The sequence below is a fragment of the Saccharopolyspora sp. NPDC047091 genome (assembly GCF_040643635.1).
Taxonomy (GTDB): domain Bacteria; phylum Actinomycetota; class Actinomycetes; order Mycobacteriales; family Pseudonocardiaceae; genus Saccharopolyspora_C.
In genome coordinates this window covers 1-5,357 of the sequence record NZ_JBEYUS010000134.1, presented here as the reverse complement: position 1 = coordinate 5,357, position 5,357 = coordinate 1, and the positions used below count along the sequence as shown (strand labels likewise).

Below are 5,357 nucleotides of genomic sequence, written 5' to 3'. Positions count from 1 at the left end.
GGCCTCCAGGAGCCCACCAAGGACAAGTTGCCGGTCAGGGACCTGTTCCCCCGGCGCCTGGCGATGCGCCTGCCTACCCCCGGCTACGTCGACGCCATCCTCGGTGACGCCGCGGTGGACTCCTTCGGCGCGCACGCACACCGGATCTCCGAGCACCTGCCCGGCGTCGGCTACCTGCTCGGCGAAGGGATCTCCCGCGCTCGCCGCGTCCGTGCCGGATGGGTCGATGACCGCGATATCCACGCCCTGGTCCAGCACGTCAAGGCGTGCCGCACGGTGGTCGACCTCGCCGCGCACCGCCGCACCACCGAGGCCGGCGCCGACGAATCCGCAGCATGACCGCGAACCCGGCGGGTTCATCGGCGCTGACCAACCCGCGTTGCTGCCCACCGCCCGCGCCGATGTGCCCGGCGGAACCGGGGTCCAGGGGGCGGGCCCCCTGGTACCAACCAACCCCTACCCGCGTGTCGCTCCACACGAGACGATCGACATCGGGCAAGATCACCCCACGGACGCAAGAAGGGCCCAGTGCTACCAACACCGGGCCCTTCGGCACCAGCGTCCGCCGAGACTCTCACATCGAGGCGTAGCCAATGCCGTTGCACACCAGCGTAACCGACCACCAGGCCGCCGCGTCCAGCCGCCGCGCCGGTGATCACCCGTCCAGCTCTCCGCTGAGCACTCCGACCGCGCCCGCGCGCGCCCGGGCCGGGGCCGCCGCTGGGGTGGCGCCAGCCGGGGCCCCAGCGAGCGAGTCCCGGCCCGCCGTCGCCGCTTGCGGCGACGGCCTCGGTACCACTGCGAAAAGTGCGGCCACCGCAGGTCAGAGCCCTGATGAGAAGCGGGTGCAGTACCGCGCCGAGCGTTACCGGGCCCGGTCCTGGCTCTCTACGGTGTCGAACCTCGCTCGGGTGCGCGACTGCGGCCGGGCGTCGATCTCGGGTGGCGGAGACGTCGGGCTGCGCCTGGGCGCCGGGTCCGCGGGCTACTCCGGGCTCGCCCACTGCGGTTCGTGCTGGGCCTGCCCGGTGTGCAGCGCCAAGATCGCCGCGCAGCGCACCCGGGAGGTCGAGCACCTGCTGAAGTGGAACGCCGACCGCGGTGGCTCCGTGGCGCTGGCGACGTTCACCCTCAGCCACCAGCGCGCCGACAAGCTCAAGGACCTCCGCCGCTCCCTGAGCACCGCCTGGCGGCACATGACCCAATCCCGGGCCTGGAAGGCCACCCGCGCGGAACTGGGCCTGGACGGCTACGTCAGGGCCCTGGAATGCACCTTCACCGACAACGGGTGGCACCTGCACGCGCACGTCCTGCTGCTGTTCGACGGCCCGGTGAGCTCCGAGGTCATCGAGACCTGGACGGACCAGCTCTTCGGCCTGTGGTCGGACGGGCTGGCCAAGACCGGCGCCACCGCCAGCCGCGCCCGCGGCGTGGACGTCCGCCTCGGCACCGGTGCCCTGGATGGCCTGGGCAAGTACCTCTCGAAGCTGACCTACGAGCACACCGGCGGCCGGTACAAGCGCGGCCGTACCACCGAGGCCGGCGCCCGCTCCCGCACGCCGTTCGAGCTCCTGGACGACGCCGTGGCGACCGGGCTCGCCGAGGACTGGGCCGCCTGGTTCGAGTGGGAGCAGGGTTCCAAGGGCATGCAGCAACTCGTGTGGTCGAACGGGCTCAAGGACCGGTGCGGCGTCGACGACCTCGATGACCAGGAGATCGCCGAGCAGGAGATCGAAGGTGAGGACCTGGTGCTCATCGAGGCCGAGTCCTGGCGGCGCCTGTACTGGCAGGCCGCGGACCTGCTCACCGTCGCCGAAACCTGGGGCGCGAAGTCCGCGCTCACCTGGCTCGACCGGCACGGCTACAGCTGGAAGTGGCACCCCAACTACCAAGGTCAACTTTAGCCCGCACTGAACCTTCAGAGCAGGTCAAACTGTATGGCGCTAGCCATACCTTAGTGCAGCGCTCGGTTCCTTCCCGCTCATCAGCTCGCCTCATATACTCCGGGCCGCTGCCCGGAGATATCGGGCGGTGACCTGCAAAGGGCCCCCCGGTGACCGCTACCGGGGGGCCCTTCACGTCGTTCTGTCCTATCGGGACAGAGGCACGGTGAACGTGCTCGACATCCTGTCGCCTGCGCCCACCATGGTTGCGGTCTCCAGCGGCGTCCCGTCGGCCCGCTTCGTCACGCGGTGGGTGACGAGCACCGGCACGCCCGGCGGCAGTTCCAGGGCATCCGCCTCGTCCGGGTCCGGCATCCGCGTCGAGATCCGTTCGGTCACGGTGGTCGGCTCTTCGCCGCCGTCCTTCATCAGCGTGAACAGGTCGGTGCGCAGCTCGGCGTCCGTGGCGACGTCCGCCAGGCCGACGCCGGCCGAATCGCTCACGACTCCCACCACGCTTTCCGGGATCCACTGCTCGACCACCTGGGCCACGACTCCTTCCTTGGACTGGTGGCGGACGCGGTGCAGCACCCGCCAGGTGTCGCCGCCGCCGAGCTCCAGCCGCGCGCGGATCTCACGGTCCGGGCTGACCCATTCGGCCGTGATCACCATGTCGTGTCGTGCGCCGCCCTGCGCCTGGTCCGCCCACACCGCGGCGGCCTTCCCGGGCTCGTAGGCCAGTGCGACGGTGGAGGTCTGCCGAACGACCGTGCCGATGCCGCGTCGCGGCGTCACCAGGCCCTCGTTCGCCAGCCGGGCAACGGCGTCCCGCACGGTGTCGCGCGCGACGTCGAACTCGTCCATCAGCTCGATGATCGACGGGATCGTCGACCCCGGGGGGTAGGTGCCATCGGCGATCCGCTGCCTGAGCGTGTTGCCGATGACCTGGTGCAATGTGGCCATCCTTGATCAACTCCTTTGAAGGTGTAGACGTTTCCTGAACCCCATGCTAGCGTGGGCCGCAAGACGCAAACGTCTACACGTTTCCCCGGAAACGTCTACACCTTCATCCCAAACGTCTACACCTTAGGGGAGCACCATGCGGAACCTGCCGATCGACTCCACGGCCATCGAGTTCATCAGCACCGGGAAGGTCATTCCGAAGCCGCAGTACGTCGACATGGGCAACGGCGAGAAGAAGCCGGACCGCAACCGCCAGGCCACCGACACGGTCACCGGCGAGCTGTTGTGGGCGGTGGACTGCATCGACACCGCCGACGATGACGAGTCGCGCCGAGCCGAGACCATTGCGGTGACGGTCTCGTCGAACACCCGGCCCGAGGTCGCGAAGTTCCGCCCGGTGCAGTTCACCGGCTTGGTCGCGAACGTGTACCTCCCGCGCGGCTCGAAGTACCCGGCCTTCACCTTCCGGGCGACCGGTGTCGTGTCCGGTTCCGCGTCCGCCCCCGCTCCGAAGTCCACGAAGGCCGCTGAGGCGGCCTGATCCGAGCGGTGCGAGAGGTCCGGGTCGGCCCGTCCCCCCGAATCCGGCTCGGACCTCTCCCGCGTAGCGAAATGCGATTCGTCCAGAAGCGAAACCGATTAGCACGAATTGTGAGGAGAATTAGCGGAATGGCAAAGAACAAGGTCACCAATTTCAAGTCCAAAAAGGACAGAAAAGCCGCCAGGAAGGGAGTGATTCGCGGAACCGTTTCGAATGCAATTGCCGATGCGAAAGTCGATTCTCAGGAACGCATCGCGTTCTACCGGCGACTCCGTGAGATGAAATTGCGTCGCCGTGAAATCGCCCGGCAGATGCAGAATCTGTCCGAATTGGTCACCGAATTGCAGATGGTGGTCCGAACCGAGGTGAGCCGGAAGCCGCATGATCCGATCCAGGCCGAGGACTTCGCCTCGCTGGCGAACACGGCCCGCGCGAAGTCGCAGGGAGTGGCCGACGACTACCACCGGCTGTCCCGGCAGAAGATCTACTACGGCGAAAGGATGGCGGCCTGATGAGTGCAATTGCCGAAGTGGTCGACGAGATCGATACGAAGATCGAGAACGTCCGTCGTTCGATTCGTTCCGCGATTTCTGAGGGGGACGTCCTCGTCGGGAACAACTGGTTGGGCGCGTCGATGACGCTGGAGCAGTACCAACGGGTGCTCGACAACGTGACCGCCTCCGCGCTGAGCGTCGACACCTCGATCAGAAAGATTCGTGAGCAGCAGCGCTGATCACGCCTCATACCGGATACGAGCACCACCGGGAGGACGGGATTCCTCTCCCGTCCTCCCCTTTTTTTGCCCAAATTCAGGGAGATTCCACAATGGCCACTAAGGACACCAACCGCACTCCCGCTAGAGCCGCCGCGTCTTGGGCCGTGCACCACCCGCGCACCACCCTGTCCACTCCGGCCGCTGGCGCCCTGGTGCTGCTGGCCGGCCTCCAGCTCTGCGGCTGGATCATCGGCATCGGCGTCCTGGTCGGCGTCACCTGGCGCCTCCTCGACCAACCCACCTTCGACGCCTTCGCCTGGCGGTTTGCCCGTGCCTGGTACGTCCGGTGGTGGTCCTACCAGCGGAAGTGGGACCGGATCGCGACCAGGTGCGGCTTGGCCCTCCAGGACCCGTTCGACGGCACCCGGCACCTGCCCCGCATCCGCCGGGTCCGCTCCACGCTGTGCTGGGACTCCCTGGAGCTGCGCCTGCCCGAAGGCCAAGAGCTCTCCGACATCGCGGACGCCTCCGAGCGCTTGCGCAGTGCCTACCGGGTCGACCGCGTCGCCGTCCGGGAGATCACCCCCGGCCGCGTCTCCTTGGACTTCCAGCGCCGCGAGCCCTTCCACACCATGCCCGTCCCCGCGGCTGCCATGCCGCGCACCGCCGCCGAGGTTGACCTCCGCTGCGTCCCGGTCGGCCGCGACGAGTTCGGCAAGCCCTGGACGCTCTCCCTGCTCGACAGCCACCTCGCCTACGCGGGTGCGACTGGCGCCGGGAAGTCCTCGGTGCCCTGGAACGTCTTCCGCTCGATCGCGCCGCTGATCGCGGACGGCTCGGTCCGGCTGCACGTGATCGACCCCAAGGGCATCGAAATGACGGCCGCGCGCGAGATCTACACCTCGTATGCCGTCACCGACGAGGAGAACGTGGCCCTGGTCCAGGCCCTGAGAAAGTCCATGATGGACCGCAAGAAGGACCTCCAGGACCAGGGCATTCGCAAGGTTGTGATCTCCCCGAACAACCCGCTTGACCTGCTGTACTGCGACGAGTTCGCCGCGCCGTTCGCCTACGCCCCTCGCAAGTTGCAGGACCAGTTCGAAGAAGCGCTCGGCCTCGTGCTGACGCAGGGAAGGGCGTTCGGAACCTTCTGCTTCGGTGGCCTCCAGGAGCCCACCAAGGACAAGTTGCCGGTCAGGGACCTGTTCCCCCGGCGCCTGGCGATGCGCCTGCCTACCCCCGGCTACGTCGACGC

6 protein-coding genes and 1 pseudogene are annotated in these 5,357 nt (G+C 67.9%); 6 read left to right on the top strand and 1 reads right to left on the bottom strand.

Going from position 1 to position 5,357, the window contains the following annotated elements; genetic code table 11:
* Both ABZ805_RS29040 and ABZ805_RS29035 read left to right on the top strand, forming a co-directional pair.
* A pseudogene (locus ABZ805_RS29040) lies at positions 1 to 339 on the top strand (cell division protein FtsK); the annotation flags it as partial.
* 554 nt (positions 340 to 893) lie between these two features.
* Positions 894 to 1,904 carry a protein rep gene (locus tag ABZ805_RS29035; RefSeq protein WP_358447061.1) on the top strand — a complete coding sequence of 337 codons (1,011 nt, stop codon included), beginning with the start codon at positions 894 to 896 and terminating at the stop codon, positions 1,902 to 1,904.
* Between the two features lie 186 nt (positions 1,905 to 2,090).
* Here ABZ805_RS29035 and ABZ805_RS29030 read toward each other — a convergent pair whose 3' ends face one another.
* On the bottom strand, positions 2,091 to 2,846 hold the full coding sequence (locus ABZ805_RS29030) for a GntR family transcriptional regulator (protein ID WP_358447058.1): 756 nt from the start codon (positions 2,844 to 2,846) through the stop codon (positions 2,091 to 2,093).
* 136 nt (positions 2,847 to 2,982) lie between these two features.
* Here ABZ805_RS29030 and ABZ805_RS29025 point away from each other — a divergent pair, with 136 nt between their 5' ends.
* The 4 genes from ABZ805_RS29025 to ABZ805_RS29010 all read left to right on the top strand — a co-directional run.
* Positions 2,983 to 3,387, top strand: coding sequence for a hypothetical protein (locus ABZ805_RS29025; RefSeq protein ID WP_358447055.1), 405 nt, complete (start codon positions 2,983 to 2,985; stop codon positions 3,385 to 3,387).
* A 128-nt stretch (positions 3,388 to 3,515) separates the two neighbouring features.
* Positions 3,516 to 3,899, top strand: coding sequence for a hypothetical protein (locus ABZ805_RS29020; protein WP_358447052.1), 384 nt, complete (start codon positions 3,516 to 3,518; stop codon positions 3,897 to 3,899).
* Complete coding sequence (locus ABZ805_RS29015) at positions 3,899 to 4,120, top strand: hypothetical protein (protein WP_358447049.1); 222 nt, start codon at positions 3,899 to 3,901, stop codon at positions 4,118 to 4,120. Before ABZ805_RS29020 ends, ABZ805_RS29015 begins: the two co-directional genes overlap by 1 nt.
* A 92-nt stretch (positions 4,121 to 4,212) precedes the next feature.
* Positions 4,213 to 5,357, top strand: a 1,145-nt coding sequence (locus ABZ805_RS29010; protein ID WP_358447046.1) for an FtsK/SpoIIIE domain-containing protein, incomplete at its 3' end; no start/stop codon positions are given.